Origin of the sequence: Pseudomonas sp. HS6-2 (assembly GCF_049325675.2) — a bacterium.
Taxonomy (GTDB): domain Bacteria; phylum Pseudomonadota; class Gammaproteobacteria; order Pseudomonadales; family Pseudomonadaceae; genus Aquipseudomonas; species Aquipseudomonas putida_N.
Genome location: NZ_CM143906.1, coordinates 3,879,978 through 3,903,462, shown reverse-complemented (window position 1 = coordinate 3,903,462; position 23,485 = coordinate 3,879,978). Strand labels below are relative to the sequence as shown.

At 63.9% G+C, this 23,485-nt stretch carries 23 protein-coding genes and 1 pseudogene; 11 read left to right on the top strand and 13 right to left on the bottom strand.

The features are described 5' to 3' along the window. Positions 1–74 precede the first annotated feature (74 nt). From ACOKS3_RS18090 to ACOKS3_RS18075, 4 genes and pseudogenes are all read left to right on the top strand, one after another. Entirely contained in the window at positions 75–638 is a 564-nt protein-coding gene (locus tag ACOKS3_RS18090; RefSeq protein WP_103448013.1) for a DUF4174 domain-containing protein, read from the top strand. A gap of 121 nt (positions 639–759) precedes the next feature. Then, positions 760–1,014: pseudogene (locus ACOKS3_RS18085) on the top strand (HvfA family oxazolone/thioamide-modified RiPP metallophore); the annotation flags it as partial. A gap of 110 nt (positions 1,015–1,124) precedes the next feature. Further along, positions 1,125–1,961, top strand: a complete 837-nt coding sequence (locus ACOKS3_RS18080) for an HvfB family MNIO-type RiPP peptide maturase (RefSeq protein ID WP_103448012.1) — start codon at positions 1,125–1,127, stop codon at positions 1,959–1,961. After that, a complete protein-coding gene (locus ACOKS3_RS18075) occupies positions 1,942–2,640 on the top strand; it encodes an HvfC family RiPP maturation protein (RefSeq protein WP_103448011.1) in 699 nt (232 codons plus the stop codon). Before ACOKS3_RS18080 ends, ACOKS3_RS18075 begins: the two co-directional genes overlap by 20 nt. A gap of 34 nt (positions 2,641–2,674) precedes the next feature. Here the strand turns inward: ACOKS3_RS18075 and ACOKS3_RS18070 are convergent, their stop codons facing one another. The 4 genes from ACOKS3_RS18070 to ACOKS3_RS18055 form a co-directional block, all read right to left on the bottom strand. Beyond that, complete coding sequence (locus tag ACOKS3_RS18070; RefSeq protein ID WP_422763551.1) at positions 2,675–3,163, bottom strand: HvfX family Cu-binding RiPP maturation protein; 489 nt, start codon at positions 3,161–3,163, stop codon at positions 2,675–2,677. 15 nt (positions 3,164–3,178) lie between these two features. Then, a complete protein-coding gene (locus ACOKS3_RS18065) occupies positions 3,179–3,799 on the bottom strand; it encodes a ferric reductase-like transmembrane domain-containing protein (RefSeq protein ID WP_422763552.1) in 621 nt (206 codons plus the stop codon). A gap of 143 nt (positions 3,800–3,942) precedes the next feature. Then, positions 3,943–5,226, bottom strand: coding sequence for a sensor histidine kinase (locus tag ACOKS3_RS18060; RefSeq protein WP_422763553.1), 1,284 nt, complete (start codon positions 5,224–5,226; stop codon positions 3,943–3,945). Continuing rightward, positions 5,223–5,963 (bottom strand): response regulator, encoded by a 741-nt coding sequence (locus ACOKS3_RS18055; protein ID WP_103448008.1) that lies wholly within the window; start codon positions 5,961–5,963, stop codon positions 5,223–5,225. The genes ACOKS3_RS18060 and ACOKS3_RS18055 overlap by 4 nt, the downstream gene beginning before the upstream one ends. A 221-nt stretch (positions 5,964–6,184) precedes the next feature. Here ACOKS3_RS18055 and ACOKS3_RS18050 point away from each other — a divergent pair, with 221 nt between their 5' ends. Further along, entirely contained in the window at positions 6,185–6,460 is a 276-nt protein-coding gene (locus ACOKS3_RS18050) for a DUF2790 domain-containing protein (RefSeq protein WP_103448007.1), read from the top strand. Beyond that, on the top strand, positions 6,450–6,989 hold the full coding sequence (locus tag ACOKS3_RS18045; RefSeq protein ID WP_103448006.1) for a thioredoxin family protein: 540 nt from the start codon (positions 6,450–6,452) through the stop codon (positions 6,987–6,989). The genes ACOKS3_RS18050 and ACOKS3_RS18045 overlap by 11 nt, the downstream gene beginning before the upstream one ends. Positions 6,990–7,077: 88 nt before the next feature. Here ACOKS3_RS18045 and ACOKS3_RS18040 read toward each other — a convergent pair whose 3' ends face one another. Both ACOKS3_RS18040 and aroQ read right to left on the bottom strand, forming a co-directional pair. Continuing rightward, positions 7,078–7,926: a shikimate dehydrogenase gene (locus tag ACOKS3_RS18040; protein ID WP_103448005.1), complete on the bottom strand. Its 849-nt coding sequence runs from the start codon at positions 7,924–7,926 to the stop codon at positions 7,078–7,080. After that, positions 7,923–8,372 (bottom strand): type II 3-dehydroquinate dehydratase, encoded by a 450-nt coding sequence (aroQ, locus tag ACOKS3_RS18035; protein WP_103448282.1) that lies wholly within the window; start codon positions 8,370–8,372, stop codon positions 7,923–7,925. The genes ACOKS3_RS18040 and aroQ overlap by 4 nt, the downstream gene beginning before the upstream one ends. A 217-nt stretch (positions 8,373–8,589) precedes the next feature. Here aroQ and ACOKS3_RS18030 point away from each other — a divergent pair, with 217 nt between their 5' ends. From ACOKS3_RS18030 to ACOKS3_RS18020, 3 genes are read left to right on the top strand one after another with little or no spacing between them, the layout of a single operon-like run. Then, the gene (locus ACOKS3_RS18030; protein WP_103448004.1) at positions 8,590–9,843 is read left to right on the top strand and encodes a TolC family protein; all 1,254 of its coding nucleotides are present in this window, start codon (positions 8,590–8,592) and stop codon (positions 9,841–9,843) included. Further along, positions 9,836–11,047: an efflux RND transporter periplasmic adaptor subunit gene (locus ACOKS3_RS18025; protein ID WP_103448003.1), complete on the top strand. Its 1,212-nt coding sequence runs from the start codon at positions 9,836–9,838 to the stop codon at positions 11,045–11,047. Before ACOKS3_RS18030 ends, ACOKS3_RS18025 begins: the two co-directional genes overlap by 8 nt. A 16-nt stretch (positions 11,048–11,063) precedes the next feature. Next, entirely contained in the window at positions 11,064–14,201 is a 3,138-nt protein-coding gene (locus ACOKS3_RS18020; protein ID WP_422763554.1) for an efflux RND transporter permease subunit, read from the top strand. Positions 14,202–14,234: 33 nt separating this feature from the next. Here ACOKS3_RS18020 and ACOKS3_RS18015 read toward each other — a convergent pair whose 3' ends face one another. The 6 genes from ACOKS3_RS18015 to ACOKS3_RS17990 form a co-directional block, all read right to left on the bottom strand. Then, positions 14,235–15,569 (bottom strand): MFS transporter, encoded by a 1,335-nt coding sequence (locus tag ACOKS3_RS18015; RefSeq protein ID WP_103448001.1) that lies wholly within the window; start codon positions 15,567–15,569, stop codon positions 14,235–14,237. Positions 15,570–15,919: 350 nt separating this feature from the next. Further along, positions 15,920–18,070, bottom strand: a complete 2,151-nt coding sequence (locus tag ACOKS3_RS18010) for a TonB-dependent receptor (protein ID WP_422763555.1) — start codon at positions 18,068–18,070, stop codon at positions 15,920–15,922. Between the two features lie 68 nt (positions 18,071–18,138). Beyond that, positions 18,139–18,549, bottom strand: coding sequence for a DUF2946 family protein (locus tag ACOKS3_RS18005; protein WP_103447999.1), 411 nt, complete (start codon positions 18,547–18,549; stop codon positions 18,139–18,141). 64 nt (positions 18,550–18,613) lie between these two features. Then, positions 18,614–19,390: a ParA family protein gene (locus ACOKS3_RS18000; RefSeq protein ID WP_103447998.1), complete on the bottom strand. Its 777-nt coding sequence runs from the start codon at positions 19,388–19,390 to the stop codon at positions 18,614–18,616. 143 nt (positions 19,391–19,533) lie between these two features. Further along, positions 19,534–20,553 carry a UV DNA damage repair endonuclease UvsE gene (gene uvsE, locus ACOKS3_RS17995; RefSeq protein ID WP_103447997.1) on the bottom strand — a complete coding sequence of 340 codons (1,020 nt, stop codon included), beginning with the start codon at positions 20,551–20,553 and terminating at the stop codon, positions 19,534–19,536. A gap of 80 nt (positions 20,554–20,633) precedes the next feature. Further along, on the bottom strand, positions 20,634–21,113 hold the full coding sequence (locus tag ACOKS3_RS17990; RefSeq protein ID WP_422763556.1) for a hypothetical protein: 480 nt from the start codon (positions 21,111–21,113) through the stop codon (positions 20,634–20,636). A 108-nt stretch (positions 21,114–21,221) separates the two neighbouring features. On the opposite strand from ACOKS3_RS17990, the gene ACOKS3_RS17985 reads away from it, so the two are divergent. Both ACOKS3_RS17985 and ACOKS3_RS17980 read left to right on the top strand, forming a co-directional pair. Then, entirely contained in the window at positions 21,222–21,722 is a 501-nt protein-coding gene (locus ACOKS3_RS17985) for a GNAT family N-acetyltransferase (RefSeq protein ID WP_422763557.1), read from the top strand. A 105-nt stretch (positions 21,723–21,827) separates the two neighbouring features. Further along, on the top strand, positions 21,828–22,139 hold the full coding sequence (locus ACOKS3_RS17980; RefSeq protein WP_103447994.1) for a hypothetical protein: 312 nt from the start codon (positions 21,828–21,830) through the stop codon (positions 22,137–22,139). Here ACOKS3_RS17980 and ACOKS3_RS17975 read toward each other — a convergent pair. Continuing rightward, positions 22,125–23,471 carry an OprD family porin gene (locus ACOKS3_RS17975; RefSeq protein ID WP_103447993.1) on the bottom strand — a complete coding sequence of 449 codons (1,347 nt, stop codon included), beginning with the start codon at positions 23,469–23,471 and terminating at the stop codon, positions 22,125–22,127. The two genes, ACOKS3_RS17980 and ACOKS3_RS17975, sit on opposite strands and share 15 nt — an antisense overlap. Positions 23,472–23,485: the final 14 nt, after the last annotated feature.

Genomic DNA, 23,485 nt, shown 5'->3' with positions numbered 1-23,485 from the left:
GGTTTAGTCTCGCACGTCGGATCTTTCTCCCTGATCTGTAGTCTTTGGTTTATCGAGAGAATAAGGAGATTTGCATGCTCGTCCGCTCACTGACCCTCGCCATCTTGCTCGCTGTTGCCGGTCCGCTGCTAGCGGCCGACAGTGATGCGCCGCTGGCCAAGGAACTGGGCAAGGCCAGGCCATTGGTCGTCATCGCTCCAAGCAGCGCCGACCCCACTCTGCGAGGGTTGAACGAGGCCCTCAAGGATCCGGCGACCCAGGCGGGCTTCAAGGAGCGCAACCTGGTGCTGTTCAGCGTTGCCCAGATGATGGGCAAGCGTGAAGACAAGAACCTCGAGCAACAGACCACGATGGCCTTGATTCGCGAACTCAAGTTGGGCGCCAGCAAGGGCACCAAGGTGATCCTGGTGGGCCTGGACGGTGAGCGTCACGTGCTCAAGGATGATGAGTCAGGCGACAAGATCGACCCGAAGGTGATCTTCGATGCAGTCGACAAGCTGCCCGCGACTGAAAAAGCAGCGACTGCGCCAGAGCCCGTAGCGGCTGCTGTAGCCGAACCGAAGGCCAAGGACAGCAAATCCGCGAAACCTGCGAAGCCGGCCAAACCGGCGGCCCCTCCAAAGCCGTTGGATGACTGAGTGGCGCCAACTGTTGCCAATGGTTGGTGAGCTCCTACATGAGTAGCCGAATCCGGCGATATCGGCCAGGCCTTGAGCACGGTTGAATAGCTCCACTTCCTGACCAGAGTGGAGCTTTACCATGACTCATACCCATAACAAACTCGGACTGTTCGGCGCTGCGCTTATCGGCAGCATGGCCGTTGGCAGCCAGGCGTTGGCTGTCGAACCGCTTGCCCACGGTTACCAGCTGGCTTCGGCCAAGGCCCAGGGTGAGGGCAAGTGTGGCGAAGGCAAGTGCGGTAGCAGCGGCAAAGCCGTCCAGGGCGAAGGCAAGTGTGGCGGCAGTGACAAGGCCGGCAAAAGCGAAGGCAAGTGCGGCGAAGGCAAATGCGGTGGCAGTGGCAACCATGGCAAGAGCCAGTCCTGATTCGAATTCCTGAGAAATGTGACGACGCCCCGTCTGCTGGTCAGACGGGGCGTTGTGCTTGTTATGGAGACGCAAAGATGAACACCTCGCCCATGCACGCCGGCCTTGGCCTGCGTCGTAGTCTTTTGCCCGACTTGCTCACACTGGACCCAGGCGCAGTAGACTTTCTGGAGTGCGCCCCGGAAAACTGGATCGGTGTCGGTGGTGCTTTCGGCCGCGACCTTGCGCAGTTGGCCGAGCGCTTTCCCCTGGCCTGTCATGGTTTGTCGCTGTCGCTGGGCGGCAGCTTGCCACTGGATCGTGAGTTGCTCGAGCAGATCCGGCAGTTCCTTGAGCGCCATCAGGTACGCCATTACAGCGAGCACCTGAGTTACTGCTGCGATGATGGCCAACTCTATGATCTGCTGCCGTTACCCTTCACTGAAGCGGCCGTGCGGCAGGTCAGTGCGCGTATTCGCCAGGTGCAGGATGTACTGCAGCGGCGCATCGCCATCGAAAACATCAGCTACTACGCCGCGCCTTACCAGGCGATGAGCGAGCTGGAGTTCATCCGGGCGGTGCTCGACGAAGCAGACTGCGAGCTGTTGCTGGACGTCAACAATGTTTACGTCAACGCCTGCAACCATGGGTACGACGCGTTGGCCTTTCTGCAGGGGCTTCCCGTGATGCGGGTTACCGGCATGCATCTGGCTGGGCACCATGACGAGGCACCCGATCTTAAGGTCGACACGCATGGTGCAGCGGTCAAGCCTCAGGTCTGGTCACTGTTCGCCAGCGCTTGCGAGCGTTTCGGCATCCAGCCGACGGTGCTAGAACGCGACTTCAACTACCCGACCATGGATGAACTGCTGGCAGAAGTTGCGCACATTCGCACCGTGCAGCAGGAGGTGGTGCATGCACCATGTATTGCGTGAGCAGCAATTCTGTCTGGCTCGTCACCTGCGAGATCCTGAACGCCATGCGCCACCGGAGGGGCTCGAGGATCGACGCTTGAGGCTGTACAGGGAATTGTTCTACGGAGGCATCGAGGCCCTGTTGGCGGGGAACTTCCCCGTGCTGCGCAAGACGCTGGGCGATCAGCTTTGGCATGCGCGGGTGCATGATTTCTATGCCAGCTACCGCTGCCGCTCGCCGTTGTTTACCAAAGTCGCGGAGGCCTTCGTTGACTATCTGCAGGGTACCGAACCTGATACCCCCTGGCAGCGGGAGTTGGCCCATTACGAGCTGATCGAGTCGCAGCTCTACCTGAGCGATGTCCAGGACCCTGATCACGATCCGCAAGGTGACCTGCTGCAAGGCGAGCCAGTGTTGTCAGGCACGGCCAGCGTTGTAGCCTACCGCTGGCCAGTGGAGCGTATCGGTCCGGCGTTCCAGCCGCTTGAGGCGCCTGCATTGCCCACTCTGCTGCTGGTCTACCGCGATGCTGCATTGCAGGTGCGTTTCGCACGGCTTTCGCCCATGGCCTACTGCTTGCTGATGCAGGTTCAGGGCAATGGGCGGGAGCGGTTGCAAGCGCTGGCTGCGGATCAGCAGGAGGGCTTGGCATTGCTCGAAAACCTGCGTGAGCTGGGTGTCGTCATCGGTACGCGATAACGGCTGAAGGGGCTGCCTGGCAGCCCCCTGATCTTTACCCCAGTACGCGGTTCCTGATCCAGTGGTCCAGGCTCAAGCGCCCCGACCCTTTGAGCAGCAGCGGCAGCAGGGCGACCAGATAAATGAGCGGCAATTTGAAGTTGCCGAAGCCCTGGTCGGTGATGGCATAACCCTGCGCCAGTTCTGCCAGGCTCGACCAGTGGCTTGGCCAATGCACTGCCGCGATCGCCACCACGGTAACCACCATCAGCCCGGCCGATGCGAGCCGTGTGCCCAGGCCAAGCAACAGCAGCAGGGGGAGCAGCAGCTCTGCCCACATCGACAACTGCCAGTTGAGCTCCGCTGGCAGCACATTGAAAGGGAACGGAAAGCTCGACTGCAGATCGCCGAACCAGTTGCTGCCGTTGAATTTCTCCCAGCCGGACTCGAAAAACTCCCAGGCCAGGAACAGCCTTAACGGCAGGTCGGCACTCCAGCTGCCAAAGCGATCGAAGGTGGTGAAGGTACGGGTCAGTGTGGTCATGGTGATCATCTCGTTTCAGGAAAGGGCAGAAGCCGTTCGGCGTTGCTGTTGGGCCAGCTTGGCGGTGAGCTTGAAGGTGATGGCGCTGAAGATCAGGGCGAAGGCCAGCGGGTACCAGCCGCCCATGGGGATGCGCTTGTAGAACGACAGGCAGAACACCCCGGCCAGCACCCACATGCCGCTACTGTGCAGGGCCTTCCAGGCGCGGCCGCCGAGCAGGCGCATCGGTGCCTTGAACGAGGTCAGGGTGAGCAGCAGCAGGAACAGGTAGCCGATGCTTCCCGGCAGGCTCGAGGTGACCGTACGCCCGGCCCAGAACAGCTCCGGGAATTGCTGGGCGTAACGGTAGATCAGCAGCCCATGCACGGTGTGCGAGAAGGCGAAGGCCAGGGCCAGGTAGCGTCGCTCGCGGAGCACGCGCCGGCTGCCGCTGCCGGGCAGGAACGTGACCAGTGTCGAGGCCAGGAAGGCCAGCAGGAACAATGCGAAAGAACTTCGGGCGGTGGCGCGGATGGCGCTGCGCAGGCCATCCGCACCGGGCGGGTAGCTGAGCAGTACCGCGGCGGTCATGAGCAAGGTCAGGGCAGCAAGGGCGGCGAACAGCTTCCAGCCGGAGGGCAGGGTGAGCGGCTTCATGGGTGAGGTCTCCCGGAGTGTCGTTGTGTGACCGGGAGTGTGTGGGGAATGGGTATCTGCAGTGTGTCGGTGAAAGCAGTTTTATGTATCGGACTGTAGCCCCAAGGGCTGTAGGGTGGCCCGAGGGGCCACCGTCCAGGGCGTTACAGCTCGATCTGGGCGCACAACCCGCCGCTTTTGCGGTTGCTCAAGGTCAGCCTGCCGCCCATGGCCTGGGTCAGTTGCTGGGCGATGGCCAGACCAAGTCCTGTACCACCGGTGCTGCGGTTGCGTGAGCTCTCCACGCGGTAGAAGGGCTTGAGCACTTCATCCAGCTCCGCCTGCGGAATCCCCGGGCCGTCATCGAGCACCCGGATCAACGTCCTGCCATTATCACGGCTGACCTCCAGCTGCGCCTTGCCGGCAAACTTCAGGGCGTTGTCCACCAGGTTCACCAGCACGCGGCGCAACGCGTGCGGGCGGGTTTCCAACAGGCTGCCGGTATTGCCGTGGCGCTCCACCTGAGCACCGCTGTCCTGGTAGTCGAACACCACGCTGTCGAGGAAGGCGTCGAGGTTGATCCGGCATGGCGCCTCGGTGTTGATGTCCATGCTGCGGGCGTAGGCCACACCTTCGCGGACCAGATGCTCCATGGCGTCAAGGTCATGCCAGAGCTTGTCCTTCTCGACGCCATCGTCCATGACCTCGACCCGCAGCTTCATGCGCGTGATCGGTGTTTGCAGATCGTGGGAGATGGCGGCCAGCAATTGCATGCGTTCTTTCAGGTAGGCAGCGATGCGTGCCTGCAGGGCATTGAACGCCACGGCGGCGTACTTGACCTCGCGCGGGCCGCTTTCATCCAGCTGTACGCCGGGTTTGTCCGGGTCGAGGTCGTCCACGGCCTGGGCCAGGCGGGTGAGAGGCCCGATGGCCAGGCGCACCGCCAGCCAGGTGCAGAACAGCAGCACGGCCAGCTGGATCAGCAGTACCAGCGGCAGCCAGCGCGCCACCGGGACGGGGGATGGCGTGACATCGATGGTCAGCGGCGCACCATCGGCCAGGCGCAAGTGGGCCTGGAAGTGAGCGTTGGGACCGGGGATGTCCTGGAAGGTCAGCGGGTACTGGGCGCCGATGGCCTTGACGATCGATTCGGCGGCCATCGGCGGGTCGGCGCTGGGCATCGCTGACCCCGGCTGGCCTTCGTCCAGCCGGTAACGGTAGGTGCGCCGTTCCAGCCGCGGCAGCCAGGCAGCACGTTCGGCGGCAGGCAGGCGTTCAAGGATGGCCACCGAAGTGCTCACGTCCTGTTCAAGGTTGCTGAGCATCATCGAGCGGCTGCTGATGTAGCGCTCGTAGGCCTGCAGGCTGAACGACAGCCCATAGGCCAGTACCAGCCCGGTGAAGAAGATCAGGGCCAGGCGCGAGGCGAGGGTGCGGGGCCATTTCATGAGGGTGACTCAAGCAGTTGTACGGCCAGCGAGAACACATAGCCCTCGCTGCGCACGGTCTTGATGCAGCTCGGCTCGCGGGCATCGTCGCCCAGGCGTTGGCGCAGGCGGCTGACCAGCAGGTCGATGGAACGGTCGAAAATGTCTGCCTCGCGCCCCTGGGTCAGGTTCAGCAGCTGCTCGCGGCTGAGCACCCGCTGTGGATGGTCGAGGAACACCCGTAACAAACGGTACTCGGCACCACTGAGGGCCACCAGGGTGCCTTCATTGTCGAGCAGGTGACGGGCGGTGGTATCCAGGCGCCACTGGCCGAAGGCGAGCAGGCGGCTGCTTTCGCTGATGGTCAGGTTCGGTGGCAGCATGCGCGTGCGGCGCAGCACGGCATTGATGCGGGCCAGCAGTTCGCGAGCGGAGAACGGCTTGGTCAGGTAGTCGTCGGCGCCCATTTCCAGGCCGATGATACGGTCGGTCTCGTCATTGCGTGCCGTCAGCATCAATACCGGCGTGTTGCGGTGCTTGCCGGCACGCAGTTCGCGGCACAGCAGCAGGCCGTCGTCGCCGGGCATCATGATGTCGAGAACGATCAGGTCGACACTGTTGGCTTCGAGGAAGGCGCGCATCTGCCGCCCGTCGGCGACGATGCTGGTGCGCAGGCCGTTCTTTTTCAGGTAGTTGCCGACCAGTTCGCGGATCTCACGGTCGTCGTCGACGATCAGGATGTGATCGACATGTTCCATTCGCGGCGTTCCTGTTCAAGGGGGAGTGGGCGCAGTGTACCGAGCACATGGGGGCTTGCCTGCGGGGTTTTGTATTGCAGTGTATCTGGCCTGGGTAGAGATACAGCAGGAAGCAGATCACAGCCTGCGGCGACACAAGCGAGATACCTGGCGGACGTGAAATGGCTCTCGACCGGGGAGCACAGATCCCCCCCCTGAAAGTGTTGCCAAGGAGAGATGCCATGAACTTCAAGACTATCGCCAGCGCCAGCCTGTTCGCCGTGCTCAGCCTCGGTGCCGTTGCCGCCAATGCCAGCTCCACCTCGATGAACGACGCCAGCGTGATGCAGTATCGCTATGGTGATCTTCTGGATGTTAAGAAAGTACTGTCGGTGAAAGATGACCAGAGCAATGCCTGCGGCCCGGTCAAGACGCGCATGGACTACCTCGACTCCAAAGGCCAGCGTGAGAGCGTCGAATACCGCACCTATGCCACGAGCGGTTGCCATGACAACTGATCGCCGACCGCTGTTGAAAGTGGGGGGCGTGGCCTTGGCGCTGGTCGGCCTGGGCCTCGCGGGTGGTCAACTGATGGCTCACGATAACTACGGCGCCATGCCGTCACTGGCTGGCGCCAGCCAATGGCTCAACTCACCGCCACTGGACGCCCCGGCGCTCAAGGGCAAGGTGGTGCTGGTGGACTTCTGGACCTGGGACTGCATCAACTGCCAGCGCAGCCTGCCGCACGTCAACGACTGGGCGCGGCGCTATGCCGACCAGGGCTTGGTGGTGGTGGGGGTGCATACGCCGGAGTACGACTATGAGCATGACGTGGGGCTGCTGAAAAGTAAGGTGGCCAGCCTGGGTATCGCTTATCCGGTGGCGGTGGATAACGACTATCAGGTGTGGAATGCCTGGGGTAACCAGTTCTGGCCGGCGCATTACTTTGTCGATCGGCAAGGGCAGGTGCGGCATGTGCACTTTGGTGAGGGCGACTATGCCGGGCAGGAGAAAGTCATACAGGCGCTGCTGGATGAGAAAGGGTAAGCCTGTGCTGGCCTCTTCGCGGGACAAGCCCGCTCCTACAGGCCCTTGTAGGAGCGGGCTTGTCCCGCGAAGAAGGCGGTGCGATGTGTCAGGAGAAGCTGGCGAAATGCGCCTGCATCCGCTCAGCATCCGCCTGTTTGCCACTGAACAGCTCGAATGCCTTCACCGCCTGGAACACCGCCATGTTGCTGCCATCCAGCGTGCGGCAACCCAGCGCCCGTGCTGCTTTCAACAGTTCGGTCTGCAGCGGGAAATAGATGATTTCAGCCACCCACAAGCGCGGGTGCAACAGCGCCACGGGCAGAGGCGTGCCGGGCAACTTGGCCATGCCCACCGGCGTGGTGTTGACCAGGCCATCGGCTTCGGCCACCTCTACCGCAAGGTCCGTTCCCAGCACCGCACGACCTGGGCCGAAATGGCCGTTGAGGTTGTCCACCAGCGCCTGGGCGCGCGCCGAATCCACTTCGAACAGCACCAGTTGCTCGACGCCTTCGCCCAGCAGCGCATGGGCCACCGCCGAGCCGGCACCGCCAGCACCCATCTGCACCACACGCCGCCGCGACACATCCGGCAGGCCACGGCGCAGGCCTTCGGCAAAGCCCAGGCAGTCGGTATTGTGGCCGACCCGCCTGCCATCCTTGAGCACCACGGTGTTCACCGCGCCAATGCCGCGCGCCTCCTCTGACAGCTCATCGAGCAGTGGCAGGATTGCCTGCTTGAACGGGTAGGTGATGTTGAGCCCGGTAAAACCGGTGTGCTGGGCGGCATCGAGCAGCTGCGCCAGGGCGCTGTCCTCAAGCTTGAGCTGGTCGGCATCAATCAGGCGATAGAGGTAACGCAGGTGCTGGGCGTCGCCTTCGTGTTCGTGCAGGGCAGGGGTGCGCGACAGCTGAATGCCACGCCCGATCAGGCCGGCAAGGATGGCGGGCTGGCTCATGCGCGCGGCTCCTTGAACATCTCGGCAAAGTGGCTCAGGGCCATGCGGTAGCCGTGGCTGCCCAGGCCGCAGATCACGCCCACGGCAATCGACGAGACGAACGACAGGTGGCGGAACGGTTCGCGTTTGTGGACGTTGGACAGGTGTACTTCGATGACTGGGAGCTCACTGGCCACCAGGGCGTCACGGATGGCTATGGAGGTGTGGGTCCAGGCGCCGGGGTTGATCACGATACCGGCGCAGCGACCGCGTGCGGCGTGGATCCAGTCGATCAGCTCACCTTCGTGGTTGGTCTGGCGGAATTCGATTTCCAGGCCGTGGGCATGGGCAGTGTCGGCGCAACCCTGGGCCAGGTCGGCGAGGGTTTCATGGCCATACTGGGTAGGCTCACGGGTCCCCAGCATGTTCAGGTTGGGGCCGTTGAGCACGAGAATAAGGGGCTTCATGGCGAGCATCGCTTTGTTGTTGTTGGATGCCTCTATGTTTGTACCGGGTGGTTAATTTCGTCAATTGGATCAGGGGTCGCAGCTGGGCAAAGTGGGCGATTATCGAACTTGCTCGGTCAGCTCGCCGGATTACGCAATTGTAATGTTCGCGCCACCGCCTCGATAACCAGCCCTCCTTACAGTCCCTCGCCAATGCTTGCCGACGAGGACTTCCGAAGTGCCCACCCCCCGCAAGATCGCCTTGCTCAGCCTGTTGCTGGCTGCCACCGCAAGCGCCCAGGCCGGGCCTGGCATAAGCCTGCCCGAGGCGCTGAGCGCCGCCTTCGCCAACAACCCCGAACTGGCCGCTGCCGGTCGCGAAATCGGTATCGCCGAGGGCGAGCGGCGTCAGGCCGGGTTGATCCCCAACCCTGAACTGGCCTGGGAAATGGAGGACACCCGCCGCGATACCAGCACCAGTACCGTCACCCTCAGCCAGCCACTGGAGTTGGGCGGCAAGCGCGGTGCACGCATCGCGGTGGCCGGTGCCGGCCAGGCCATTGCCCAACTGGACCTCGAACGCCAGCGCAACGGCCTGCGTGCCGATGTGGTCCAGGCGTACCACGCCGCCCTGCGCGCGCAGACTGGCGTGGAACTGGCGCAGCAGTCGCAGGCGCTGACCGAGCGTGGTTTACGGGTGGTCCAGGGCCGGGTCACGGCCGGCCAGTCGTCACCGGTGGAAGCCACCCGTGCTCAGGTGCAACTGGCCCAGGCCCAGGCCGAGGTACGTCGCGCCGAAACCCAGCGCACGGTGGCCTACCAGGCCTTGGCGCGGTTGACCGGCAGCCCGCTGGCGACCTTCGACACGCTGTCGGCGGCCAGCCTGTCACCTGGAGCTGCTCCTTCAGCCGATGCCTTGCTCGGCCAGGTCGAGCGTACCGCCGAATGGCGCCTGGCTGCCGCTCAGGTCGAGCGCGGCGAAGCATCGCTTGGCTCGGAAAAGGCCCTGCGCATTCCCAACCTCACCGTCAGCGTTGGTAGCCAGTACAGCCGCGAGGACCGCGAGCGGGTCAACGTGGTCGGGCTGTCGATGCCCTTGCCGTTGTTCGACCGTAACCAGGGCAATGTGCTGGCCGCCGCACGCCGCGCCGACCAGGCCCGCGACCTGCGCAACGCGGTCGAACTGCGCCTGCGCAGCGAAACCCGCAGCGCCGTCGATCAGTGGCGCACGGCGATGCAGGAGGTGCAGGCCTACGACCGCACCATCCTGCCGTCGGCGCAGCAGGCTGTGGACACCGCCACCCGTGGCTTCGAGATGGGCAAGTTCGCCTTCCTCGACGTGCTCGATGCCCAGCGCACCTTGATCGACGCGCGCGGGCTTTACCTGGAGGCCTTGGCCGCGGCAACCGATGCACGGGCACAGGTCGAGCGGATCTACGGCGACCTGGATGGTTTGAGCAACATTTCGAGCAGCAGGAGCAACAATGACTAACCCCCGCAAACTCGCCCTCCTGGCCACTGCCATTGCTGCTCTTGGCATGGGCGGCCTGGCCTGGACCGGCAACCTTGGCCAGGCCAGTAAAGGCCAAGCCAGTACAGCAGAGCCCCGCCATGACGATCATGGCGAAGACAGCCACGGCCACACTGATGAGGTTGACGATGAGCACCAGGAAAAGGAAGGCGCACTGCACCTGTCGATCGCCCAGATCGAGTCGGCCGGTATCCAGCTAGCCGCCGCCGCCCCCCGCGAGCTGGGCACCGCCATCAGCTTCCCCGGCGAGATCCGTTTCGATGAAGACCGCACGGCCCATGTGGTGCCACGGGTGCCTGGAGTGGTCGAGGCGGTGCAGGCCGAGCTTGGCCAGTCGGTCAATCGCGGGCAGGTGCTGGCGGTGATCGCCAGCCAGCAGATTTCCGACCTGCGCAGCGAACAGCAGGCTGCCCAGCGCCGCCTCGAACTGGCCCGCCTGACCTTCCAGCGCGAGCAGCAACTGTGGCAGGAGCGCATCAGCGCCGAGCAGGACTACCTGCAGGCGCGCCAGGCCTTGCAAGAAGCCGAGATCGCGCTGGCCAATGCCCGGGAGAAGGTGGCTGCGGTCGGCCCGGCAGGTGCCGGTAACCGCTACGAATTGCGCGCCCCCTTCGATGCCGTGGTGGTGGAAAAGCACCTGACCGTGGGCGAAGTGGTCGACGTGACCAGCAATGCCTTCACCTTGTCCGACTTGAGCCGGGTCTGGGCCACTTTCGCCGTCGCTCCCCGCGACCTGGCCCGGGTTACCAGCGGGCGCAGCGTGACCGTCAGCGCACCGGACCTCGGCGCCGAAGTCGAGGGCGAGGTCAACTACGTCGGTAGCCTGCTCGGCGAGCAGAACCGCGCCGCCACCGTGCGCGCCACCCTGGCCAACCCCAACGGTGCCTGGCGCCCTGGGTTGTTCGTCAACATCGCGGTCAATGTCGAGCGCTTCAAGGCTGCCGTTGTCGTGCCTGAGAGCGCGTTGCAGAGCTGGGAGGAGCAGACCGTGGTGTTCGCCCGCACCGATGAAGGCTTCGAGGCCCGCCCGGTGAAGACTGGCCGCCGCGACGCTGGCCAGGTGGAGATCACCGCAGGCCTGGCAGCCGGTACCCAGGTGGCTGCCGCCGGCAGCTTCGTCCTCAAGTCCGAGCTCGGCAAGGCTTCTGCCGAGCACAGCCATTGATCGCGGGGACGCTTGAATGTTCGAACGCCTGATCCAATTCGCCATCGAGCAGCGCCTGGTGGTGATGCTCGCCGTGGTGCTGATGGCTGCCGTGGGCATCCACAGCTACCAGAAACTGCCGATCGATGCGGTGCCAGATATCACCAACGTCCAGGTGCAGATCAACACCGCTGCGCCGGGCTATACGCCGCTGGAGGCCGAGCAGCGCATCACCTTCGCCATCGAGACCGCCATGGCTGGCCTGCCAGGCCTGAAGCAGACCCGCTCGCTGTCGCGCTCGGGGCTTTCGCAGGTGACGGTGATCTTCGACGATGGCACTGATATCTTCTTTGCCCGGCAACTGGTCAACGAGCGCCTGCAGGTAGCCCGCGAGCAATTGCCCGAGGGCATCGAGGCCAGCATGGGCCCGATCTCCACGGGGTTGGGGGAAATCTTCCTGTGGACCGTGGAGGCTGAGCAGGGCGCACTCAAGGACGACGGCACCCCCTACACGCCGACCGACCTGCGGGTGATCCAGGACTGGATCATCAAGCCGCAGTTGCGCAATGTGCCCGGCGTCGCCGAGGTCAACAGCATCGGCGGCCACGCCAAGCAGTACCTGATCGCCCCCGAGCCCAAGCGGCTGGCGGCCTACAAGCTCACCCTCAACGACCTGATCGCGGCGTTGGAGCGCAACAATGCCAACGTCGGCGCCGGCTACATCGAGCGCAACGGCGAACAGTTGCTGATCCGTGCGCCGGGGCAGGTCGCCTCGGCCGAGGATATCGCCAACATCGTCATCTCCAGCGTCGACGGCACGCCGATCCGCGTCAGCCATGTCGCGCAGGTTGGCTTGGGCGAAGAGCTGCGCTCCGGCGCGGCCACCGAGAATGGCCGCGAAGTGGTGCTTGGTACGGTGTTCATGTTGATCGGCGAGAACAGCCGCACGGTGTCCCAGGCGGTGGCGGCCAAGCTCGCAGAGATCAACCGCAACTTGCCCGAGGGCGTGGTGGCGGTCACGGTCTATGACCGCACTCACCTGGTGGAAAAAGCCATTGCCACGGTGAAGAAGAACCTGGTCGAAGGCGCGATCCTGGTGATTGCCGTGCTGTTCCTGTTCCTCGGCAACATCCGCGCCGCACTGATCACGGCCATGGTCATCCCGCTGTCGATGCTGTTCACCTTTACTGGCATGTTCAGCAACAAGGTCAGTGCCAACCTGATGAGCCTCGGTGCCCTGGACTTCGGCATCATCGTCGATGGCGCGGTGGTAATCGTCGAAAACGCCATCCGCCGCCTGGCCCATGCCCAGCAGCGCCATGGCCGCATGCTGACCCGTGCCGAGCGCTTCCACGAGGTGTTCGCCGCTGCCCGCGAGGCGCGTCGGCCGCTGATTTATGGGCAGTTGATCATCATGGTGGTGTACCTGCCGATCTTTGCCCTGACCGGGGTCGAGGGCAAGATGTTTCACCCGATGGCGTTCACCGTGGTGATGGCACTGCTGGGTGCCATGATCCTTTCGGTGACCTTCGTGCCGGCGGCCATCGCGCTGTTCGTCACCGGCAAGGTCAAGGAAGAAGAGGGCGTGGTCATGCGCACTGCTCGCCGGCGTTATGCGCCGGTGCTCGACTGGGTGCTGGGCCGGCGCAAGCTGGCGTTCGCCGCCGCCACGGGGCTGGTGCTGCTGTCCGGGCTGGTGGCCAGCCGCATGGGCAGCGAGTTCATCCCCAGCCTCAGCGAGGGCGACTTCGCCTTGCAGGCGCTGCGGGTGCCAGGCACCAGCCTGTCGCAGTCGGTGGACATGCAGCAGCGCCTGGAACAGGCGATCATCGCCCAGGTGCCGGAAGTGGAGCGGGTGTTTGCTCGCACCGGCACCGCCGAGATCGCCTCCGACCCCATGCCGCCGAACATCTCCGATGCCTACGTGATGCTGCGCCCGCGCGAGCAGTGGGGCGACCCCGGCAAACCCCGTGAGGAACTGATTGCCGAGGTCCAGCGTGCTGCTGCCAGCGTGCCGGGCAGCAACCACGAGCTGTCGCAGCCGATCCAGTTGCGTTTCAACGAGCTGATTTCCGGCGTGCGCAGCGATGTGGCGGTGAAGGTGTTCGGTGATGACATGGACGTGCTCAACCGCACCGCCGCGCAAATCGCCAGCAGCTTGCAACAGGTGCCCGGCGCCTCGGAAGTGAAGGTCGAACAGACCACCGGCCTGCCGGTGCTGACCATCGACATCGACCGCGACAAGGCTGCACGCCATGGCCTGAATGTGGGTGACGTGCAGGACGCCATCGCCATTGCCGTTGGCGGGCGCACGGCGGGCACGTTGTATGAGGGCGATCGTCGCTTCGACATGGTGGTGCGCCTCCCCGAAACCCTGCGTACCGATGTCGATGGCCTGGGCAGCCTGCTGATTCCGGTACCCGCCAGTGCTGCAGTCGGCGCGGCACAGATCGGCTTCATCCCGCTGTCGCAGGTGGCCACGTTGAACCTGCAACTGGGGCCGAACCAGGTCAGCCGCGAGGATGGCAAGCGCGTGGTGGTGGTCAGCGCCAACGTGCGTGGGCGTGATCTGGGGTCGTTCGTCGAGCAGGCCGAGCAGACATTGCGCGAGCAGGTGCAGATCCCGGCGGGTTACTGGACCCGCTGGGGCGGCCAGTTCGAGCAGCTGCAGTCGGCGGCCGAGCGCCTGCGGGTGGTGGTGCCAGTGTCGCTGTTGCTGGTGATGGCGTTGCTGCTGATGATGTTCAACAACCTCAAGGACGGCCTGCTGGTGTTCACCGGGATTCCGTTTGCCTTGACCGGCGGGGTGCTGGCGCTGTGGCTGCGGGATATCCCGCTGTCGATTTCCGCAGGGGTGGGCTTCATTGCATTGTCGGGTGTGGCGGTGCTCAATGGCCTGGTGATGATTGCCTTCATCCGCAGCCTGCGAGAGCAAGGGCGCGGTCTGCGTGCGGCAGTCGAAGAGGGGGCGTTGACGCGCTTGCGGCCGGTGTTGATGACCGCTTTGGTGGCGTCGCTAGGGTTCGTTCCAATGGCGCTGGCCACCGGAACCGGGGCAGAAGTTCAGCGGCCGCTGGCGACGGTAGTGATTGGCGGGATTCTGTCGTCGACGGCGCTGACCTTGCTGGTGTTGCCGGCCTTGTATCAATGGGCATACCGGCGCGAAGAGGATTGAGATCGCCGGGGCCGCATAGCGGCCCCGAGTGCCTCAAGTCGAAGTGCGGACCTGAGGGCTCACATCATTTCCGGCTTCATCATGCAACGATATCCGCGATGTCTCCGGCAGCGCCAAGCCGCCCACCAAGGCCACCAGCGCAATCACCACCAGATAGAACGCCGGCGCCAGGCTGCTGCCGGTCTGCCCTATCAACCAGGTCGCCACCAGCGGCGCAGTACCGCCAAACAAGGTGTAGGCCACGTTGTAGGTAATCGCCGAAGCGGTATAGCGGGTACGGGTCGGGAAACTCTCCGACAGCAACGCCGCCGTCACCACGCCGCTGCACAGCGCGCCCACCGCCAGCAGGATCACCCCCAGCAGCGCCCCCGACATCGACCCGGAGCTGGCCAGCCAGTAAGCGGGGAACACGCAAACCATCACCCACAGGCAGGTAAAACCAATGGTCTTGCGCCGCCCGACCCGGTCCGAAAAGGCCCCGGCCAGCGGGCAGCCAACGGCCGCGAACAGCAACGCCACGGTGGTCACCAGCAGCGACTGGGCACGGGTCAGGTTGCCGACCAGTTGCAGGTAAGTGGCGAAGTAAGTGGTGAACATGTAGAACGACAATGCCGTCAGCGAGATGAACATGCCCAGGTTGCGGATCGCCCGGCCGTGGTTGCGCAGGGTTTCCTTGAGCGGCGAGTGTTCATGTTCCTTGCCCTGGGCGACCGCTTCGCGAAACGCTGGGGTTTCCTCCATGCGCCAGCGCAGGTACAAACCCACCAGCCCCAGCGGCGCGGCCACCAGGAACGGGATGCGCCAGCCCCAGGCGGCCATGGCCTCGGCCGACAGGCTGGCCTCCAGGCCATAAGCGATCACCGCCGCACAGGCAAAGGCGGAGAAGGTCGACACCGGCACGAAGCTGCCATAGAACGCACGCTTGTTCCGGGGCGCATGCTCCATCAGGTAGGCGCAGGCGCCGGCGTATTCACCACCGGCGGAGAAGCCCTGCAGGCAGCGCGCCAAGGTCAGCAGCGCCGGTGCCGCAAGGCCGATGCTGGCATAGGTCGGCAGCAGGCCGATCAAGGTGGTGGAGCCGGCCATCAGCAGGATGGTCAGCGACAGGATGCGCTTGCGCCCCAGGCGATCGCCAAGCGCGCCGAACACGATGCCGCCGAGCGGGCGCAAGGCGAAGGCCACGGCGAACACGGCGAAGGTCTTGAGCAGGGCGACGCTGGCATCTTCGCTGGCGAAGAACTGGCTGGCGATCAGCGTGGCGAGGAAGCCATAGACGGCGAAGTCGAACCATTCCACGAAGTTGCCGATGGCCGAGGCGGCGATGACCCTGCGCAGGGTGGCGGGGGATACCTCATGCGATGCAGACATACGGAAGCTCTCCGGTTTCCATAGGCAGCCTGAATGAATGTGGCGCACTCAGGGCGCGCCATCGTTGTTATCAGGGCCAGTAGACCGAGGAGCGTGGTGGGGCGCTTCGTTCAGGGCGACATCGGGATATCTGTTTCGACCGCAGGCGATTATTGCCGGCCGACCCGCCACGCCGTGCATGTCTGCCGAAAACAAAGGAACCACCTTGACTTGCCTGAGCCGGTGCTTCATGTGCCGGCGTGGATGAGGTTGCACATTATCAGAGATGGTGAGCTAGGAATTGAGAGGCAAGAGCTGTAGAAAATTTCTTAAAGTCTATGCCGGCTCGATAGCCGGCATAGACTTGAGCGTCAGAAGCGCAGATCCAGCGCTACTTCGAATGTGCGCGGTGCCCCCATGTAGTACTGCAGCCCATAGGCCTGCTTGGCATACACCTCGTCGGTCAGGTTGCGCACGCGGCCGGTGATGGTGGTGTGTTCATCCAGCCGGTAGCGGGCAAAGGTGCCGAACAAGGTATAGGCAGGCGCCTTGAGGGTGTTGGCGTTGTCGGCGTACACCGAGCCGACATAGCGTGCATCCACCCCCGCCGACCAGGCCGAGGTGAAGCTGTAGGTCAGCCACAGGTTGGCGACATTGGCCGGCACGTTGACCGGGGCATTGCCCTTGCGCGATACCGACACGCCGTTGACCGCTTCATTGAACTCGTCGTATTGCGCATCGACATAGGCGTAGTTGCCCTCGGCCAGCAGCTTTGGCGTGACCTGCAGCCGCCCGGACAGCTCGACCCCGCGCGAGGTCTGCTGCCCGGCCTGGACAGTCAGGTTGGGGTTGCTCGAATCGCGCACGGCAAAGTCCTTGCGCACGATCTGGTACAAGGCCACGGTCGCCGCGCCGCGCCCTTCAAGGAAGTCGAACTTGCTGCCCACTTCCCATTGCTCGCCCTTGGACAGGTCGAAGGTGCCGACGTTGGCATAGGTGGCCGCCGCCAGCGAACCGGCTGGCAGGTCGGCGGCGGTGCTGTACTGGGCGTAGATGCTGGCCGACGGCGTCAATTCGTAGGTCAGCCCGACGCGCCCGGACAGCGGTTCCCAGCGCCGCTCGAAGAACGCCGGCGAGGTCGGTGTCACCGCGCCGTAGTTGGTTACCTCCATGTCCAGGTAGTCGTAGCGCAGGGCCGTGAGCAAGGCCAGGCGCTCGGTCAGTTGCAGGCGGTTTTCGGCGAACACGGCGCGGTTGCTGGTGACATGCCGGCGCTGCTTGGTCAGCCCGGCGTTTACCCCGGGGATGTCGTTGAAACTGCCCGGGTCGAAGTGGTCCGGGTCGACCACATCGGTCCAGCTCCCGGACGTCGGGTATACGCTCTGGCGCATGTGCGAGTAGTCCAGGCCCAGCGACCACTGGCTGGCCAGGCCGAACAGCTGGTTGTCGTGGCGCAGTTCGATGCGGTCGCCCAGCACGTTCTGTTCATGGCGCTGCAGGTAAGGGCTGCCACGCTGCACATTGCCGTCGCCGGTGTAGCTGTAGCGCTCGACGTTGCGGTAGTCGCGCTGGGCGCGGTAGTGGTACAGGGTGTTGTGCACGCTGGTGCTGTCGTTGACCTGGTAATCGAGCATCGAGCGCAGCCAGCGCACCCGTTGTTCGTAGCGGCCGTCGGCGACGTTGTAGTTGTCGAAGCGGCGGCTGTTGTCGATCTTCATGGTGCTGCGCCCTGGCAGGATCGGCGCGCCCCAGTAGGGGCTGTCTTCGCGGTCCTCCTGGTATTCCAGCGCCAGGGTGTGGGTCAGGTCGGGCGTCAGGTCGCTGAGCAGGGAAAACGCCAGGCTGTCGGTGTTGCGCTGGTTTCGGTCGATGTAGCCATTGCTGCCGGTATGGCTGAAGTCCAGGCGCATGAAATGGCGGGTATCGGCCGGGTGGCTGGCCAGTGCCTGGTTGATCCCGAAGGCCACTTCCGAGTCGTCGTAGCTGCCATAGCGCACGCGGCCATCGATGATCTGCTGGTCGCGGCTGGCGGTCTTGGTGATGTAGTTGATCGAGCCACCCACGGCGCCTGCGCCATGCAGGAAGGACGACGGCCCGCCAAGCAACTCGACGCGGTCCAGCACCCAGGCGTCCACCGGCCGGGTAGCACTGCTGTAGCCGAGGTTGATGCCGTTGTAGAGCTGGGTCACCTGGTTCTGGGTGAAGCCGCGGTAGCTGACGAAACCGCCGTAGCCGGGGTTGGCCGATGCGTTCACGCCGGTCATGGCGTTGATCACATCCTGGCTGTCCTTGGCGCCGCGTTCTTCGATGATGCGCCGGTCCGATACGCTGACCGACGCGGGGGTCTCCCGTGCGGTGAGGCCAAGGCGCGAGCCGGTGCTGATCGGCACGTCCAGTTGCACGCCGGAAGGTGCATCGCGCTCGCCATCGATGGTGGTGGCGGTGAGTTCGACGGCGGCATCGTCCGCCCAGGCAAAGGTGCAGGTGCCCATGAGGAGCACCAGGGAGGTATTGCGGAGCATGTTGTTCTGTCTTCCACGCAAAGGTCATGGCTGACGGCGAGCGCGCAGGCAGGCGCGCCCGGCTGAAGTCAGGCGATATGAGTGATGGCTGCGGGGAGTACGACAGGGGGAGCGCGGGGGGTGAGGGCAGGGCGTTGGTAACGGGGCGGCGGTTGCGCCCAGCTGCGTACGACGATGGGCGAGATGGCAGCGGCGTGTGCAGGGCTGAGCGACCAGCTGCTGCTGGCGAGCGGCACGGCCAGGCCGAACGAGGAGCATACCGGGCAGTCGAGCTGGGCCATGTGCTGGTCGCCGCCGGCGCCGTCGAGGTCGATGGCCACGCCGTGCTCGCTGTTGATCGAGCAGAAGCCACCTTCCAGGCCGGCCAGGCGCAGTCCGCCCATTTGGCCATGGTGCAGGCCACACAGCAACAGGCTGAACAGGACGCTGGCATAGAGCGTCCAGGCAGTCAGCGTGCGAGTGTGCCGGGTGATTTTCATGGCGGCGAATCTATCACCCGGACGAACGGCGGGGTAGTGCGAGGCTGTGGTGTGTTGTCGCAGTTCAGGCAGCGCGTTCGAGCACGTCCAGCAGCTCGATGAACTCCTGCGTTAGCTTGTGGCGGGGCGCCATGTGCACCAGCGGCACCGAAACCAAGTGCGATTCGCGCATCTTGATCGAGCTGCTGAGGTACACCGGCAGCACCGGCATGCCCTCGTCGCGCAACTGCTCGACCAGGGTCTGGTGCAGCGCGGTGCGCCCGGCGAACTGGTTGACCACTACGCCCTCCACCTGCAGCGCCGGGTTGTGGTCCTGGCGCAGTTCCTCGACTTGGGCCATGACGCTGAGCAGCGCCTGGCGCGAGAAGCTGTCGCAGTCGAACGGGATCAGCAGGCGCTCGGCAGCCACCAGGGCGCTGAAGGTGTAGAAGTTCAGCGCCGGCGGGGTGTCGATGTAGATTCGCTCGTAGTCGTCGCCCAGCTCTATCAGTAGCTTGCGCAGCTTGTTGATCTTGTACTTGCTCTCCAGTTTGCTCTGAAGGTCGCTGAGGTCGGGGCTGGCCGTTACCAGGTGCAGGTTGTCGTAGCGGGTTTCGGTGATCGCCACGCGGTGCTTCTTGCCGGAGGCGGTGACCGGCGAGAGGGTCTGGCGGAAGAAGTCGGCGATACCGGCGGGGATGGCATCGTCGGTCAGCCCGGTGAGGTAGTAGGTGGCGTTGGCCTGAGGGTCGAGGTCGACCAGTAACGTGCGATAGCCTTCGGCGGCGCTTGCCGCGGCGAGGTTGCAGGCGATACTCGATTTGCCCACGCCACCTTTCTGATTGAAAACCACACGACGCATGAGACGCTCATCCATGAAGAGAGAAAATGTCAGGTTGGGGTCAATCCTATGACTGAAACACGACAGATTTATGACAAGTCTTGAAACAATAGTTAAGTTCATCTTTTTCGAAGCGCAAGCGCTCTGTTACGGCGTTTTTACGGTCATGGTCGCTCGACATATCGCCGGTAGAAATCCAGGGTCGCCAGGTTCTTGTCCTTGGCCTCGAACATGATGTCGAAGCGATCGATGAACTGCAGGGCGTAGTGGTTGGTCCAGTCGTTCCACATCTGCGCGCTGTGCTGATACAGGTCACGCTTGTTCACCTTCTCCAGCAACGCCGGGATGGTCAGCTTGCGGTCAGCGTCGAAGCCCAGTGCCAGCAAGCTCTCCGGCGGCTGTGAGTAGTGCATGGTCGGCCGCACTCCTCGCCAACTGTCGATGATGCGCGCCACGCGCGGGTCGTGGGGGGCGATGTAGTCGCCCTCGTGGATCCAGCAGTGGTGAATGTCCAGCACCACCGGCGCAAGGTCGGCCAGTGCCAGGCAATCGTCGACGCCATAGGTCTTCTCGTCGTTCTCGAAGGTGATCACGTGGCGCGCTACCTGCGATAACCTTGGCCACACCTGGCGTACCCCGGCTGCGCCGAGGCGCCCGGCAATATGCACATTGCACTTGAAGTCCTGAAAGCGCTGACCAAAGCCCATCATGCGGATCATGTCGGCGTGGTATTCGAATTCGGCCAGGCTGTTCTCCACCACCTCGGGGCGGTCCGAGCCGAGCACGCAGTACTGGCCTGGGTGGAATGACAGGCGGATATCCTGATCGCGGGCCAGCTTGCCGATGGCCGCAAAGCGTTCAGCCATCAGGGCCTGAAACTCGGTGTCGCGATAGATCGGCCCTACGCTGGGGTGGCTGTAGAGCGGCAGCAGGTCGCTGCTCAGGCGCACCATGCGCAGCATCGGCGGCAGTTCACTGACGTAGGCCAGCAGGCGCAATTGGGCGTCGAGGTTGTGCTGCACCAGCTCCAGCAGCTTGAGCCGGGCCGCTTCCTGGCTGGCACTGGACAGCCAGCGCAGCGTGGTAGTGCGCGGGTTGAAGGTGCGTTCGATGGCCTCAAGCTCTTTCACCGACAGGCTGCGGTGAGGGTGGCGGTACATGCAGGCGAAGCCCAGACGGGGCATGGTTGGTCTCCAGTTTTTGAATGATGGTTGGACACGTCAGCCGAGTGAACGATCAGTTCAACCTGTGCCATGCAGGCACATCAGGAGCCCGGCTTCTCCAGCTCTTCCAGTTCATCCTCCACCTGCTGCATGCGCTGCTCGGCCAGTGCCTGCACCTTCTCATCCCGCGCTGTCTCGCGCATCAGCCCGGTGAGCTTGTCGCTCAGGTGCTTGCCTTCGTCGGTCTGTTCAAGCGCCTTGGCCTTGGCCGGGTCGCGGGTGGCGGCGACGATGGTGGCGAATTCGGCGTCGCTGAAGTTCTTCTCGCTGTAGAGCTTGAACAGGTCCTGACGCTGGTCCTCGACGGTGAGGTGCTTGCGCAGGACCTGGCTGATGGTGGCTGCATCCAGCTGCGGGTGGGTGCGTGTGAGCAGCGCGGCCATACGCTCGATGTTGTGGTCGTAGGCTTCCTGCAGCGGCAGGTTGGCCAGGATCTGCTCTTCGCGGGTGGGCTTCTGGTCGCAGGCGGCGAGGGCGGTAATGAACAGCAAGGGCAACAGCAGCTTCTGGATGGGGGGCATGGGGTGGCCTTGGGCGCGTTTTGCAGAGGGTGATTATAGCTGTGTCGGGTTGCCAGCCATCAGTCCCTGAGGTAGAAAACCCGCCGTTCAGACCACGTTTCCACGCCCATGCCCCACTTGATCATCCAACCGCCCACTCACGAGCACATCAGTGAAGTCGTGGCCTTCATCGACAATGCCCGTCGCGGGCTGTTCCCGATGCTCGCTGGGTCGCTATTGCCGAAGGACCTGGCCCATTTTGCCGAGACTTACCTGTACGGCCATGGCCATTTTCTGGAAGCACGTGATCAAGGCCGGTTGATTGCAGGCATCGGCTATTTGCCCTACGACCATCGCTTCAACCAGCTCGACTATCACGGCAAGCGCGTGGTCGAGGTGGTGCGCCTGTTCGTGCTGCCCGAGTACCGTCGTCGTGGCCTGGCGGCGGCATTGTTCGCCGCCTTGCGCGAGCACGCCCGTGCCGCTGCGGTCGAATGCCTGTACCTGCATACCCATCCGTTTTTGCCTGGTGCAATACGCTTCTGGGAGCGGCAGGGCTTTGCGTTGATCGACGTGGAGGACGACCCGCTGTGGGGCACGACGCACATGGAGCACTGGCTCGCCAGGTAGGACCATTCCTACTTCCTGCGGCTGACCGTCACCACCTCGTTCATTTCAATTGCCGGGCGATTTGCTTACCGTCTTCTCCTTCACGATGAAAGAGGAAGGATGCCCATGGCACATCTCGCGCTGTACAAACTCGACCTGCTCGACGCGTTCGAGAATCGCAGGGACGACTGGACCTATGTCGATTTCGAGAAACTGCTGACCAAGGTCAGGCCGTCAGCCAATTACCAGGATGCCAAGGGCATCATCATTGCGGCGCACAAGGATGGCAGCTGGCCGAAGACTGTGAAACGCTACCTGCTGAGCAACTATCGCGCACACCAGAACGTCAGCTCCGAGTTCAACGAGGTGTTTGCCGCCGTCGTGGCGACGCTGACCGAGCAGGAGAAGCAGGTCTGGGGGCTGTCAGAAACCGCCTGATAACGGCCATTCCACCGCCAGGCGGATCTGGTTGCCATCGAGCTCCGCCTGCGCCGTGTTGCCCCGGTGCACGTTGTGCCGCAGTGAGAACGTGGTGCCTTTGGCCTTGCCACTCTGCACCACGTAGCGCGCTTCGAGGTCCCGCTCCCAATGTTTGCCACCCTTGCCATAACCCAGGTACGCATAGCCGCCGTTTGGGTCGACGTGGGTGCCGTCGATATCGAAGCCGCGCACATACAGGGCGGTCAGGTTCAGCCCCGCAATGCCATAACCGCCCATGTCCAGGTCATAGCGCGCCCGCCATGATTTTTCGTTCGGCGCGTTGAAGTCGGACATCTGCACGGCGTTGGCGATGTAGATCGCCCCACGGGTGACGTAGTCGAACGGCGTGTTGCCATCCACCTGCTGCCAGCCGAGGCTGACGCTGTGCGGGCCCTGGCTGTAGCGCGAGACCAGGCTCCAGGTGGTGTTGTCGATGCGCCCGGACAGCGCCTTGCCGGTGTCGGTGGTGCGGTACAGGTTGAGGTCCAGGCTCAGGCTGCGGCGGTCGTCCAGGGCGTGGGTGAGGGTGCTGCCAAGGTAATGCTGGTTCCAGGTGTCTTGGTAGCACGAGGTGTACAGGCTGCCGGTGAAGGCGGCACCGGGGTTCCACACCAGGCCGGCGAGGTCGAAGCTGTTGCCCTGGCGGCCGTCGGAGTAGTTCACCACAAAGCCCTGGTCGTGGCTGGACGCATTGCGGTCGGTGCTTTCGTTGAAGTGGCCAGCGACCAGCTTGAGGGTGTCGATCTCGCCGCTGGTCAGGAAGAAGCCCGTGGCGGTCTCGGGCAGCAGGCGGCTGTCCGAGGAGCTGAACACCGGCGTCTTCACCCGCTGTTCGCCCCATGACAGTACGGTATTGGATACCCGCAGTTTCAGCGCCGCGCCGCCCCGGCTGTATTCGTTCTTGGGATGGCCGTGGTTGTCCAGGCTCAGCAGGCGCGCCTTGCCGGCACGGCCGCCACCGCTGTCGAGCTGCACGCCCTGATAGGCGTGGGCATCGACGCCGACGCCGATCAGGCCTTGGGTAAAACCGGACTGGAACGTGCCCATCAGGCCGTAGGCCCATTCCTCGGCCAGGCCGTTACGTTCGCTGCGTGGCTTGTAGGCATTGCGCGCGCCGCTATTGCGCCCGCCGTGCTTGTAGTCACGCTGGTCGTAGACAGTGCGGTTGAGAATGTTCCAGCTGCTGTCTTCGACGAAGCCGTTGCTTTGTGGTTGCGCCGAATCTGCCTGGGCAAACGGGGCGAGGGTTGCCAGTGGCAAGGCGAGCAGAGCAGCGGGGCGCAACAACATGCGGCAATGGCCTG